Origin of the sequence: Corynebacterium sp. HMSC066C02, assembly GCF_001814945.1 — a bacterium.
Lineage (GTDB): Bacteria > Actinomycetota > Actinomycetes > Mycobacteriales > Mycobacteriaceae > Corynebacterium > Corynebacterium aurimucosum.
On record NZ_KV818424.1, the window covers coordinates 1 to 233 of the forward strand.

The following is a 233-nucleotide window of genomic DNA, read 5'->3' on the forward strand; positions in this document are numbered from 1 at the left end:
GGAAAAGCCTGATTCGGTTTAGAAGGGGTAAAGAAGTCAGCCAGGATAGTGTCGATGAACTCTAGGGTTTCATCAGTCAAGGCTGTCAGTGCTGACATGGGTTGATCAATAGCAATGAGGGATTCAATGTCGAGCAGGCAGTGGGTGTCTTGTATGGCTTTGACTTTCGGCAGACTTTCTAGCCGGTGGATAGCACGCAGACCGGATTTAATGTGGCCTTCGGGCAGTGACCA

At 49.8% G+C, this 233-nt stretch carries 1 pseudogene; it reads right to left on the bottom strand.

Annotation, left to right across the window (positions count from 1 at the left end):
* Nucleotides 1-233: pseudogene (locus tag HMPREF2996_RS12860) on the bottom strand (HNH endonuclease); the annotation flags it as partial.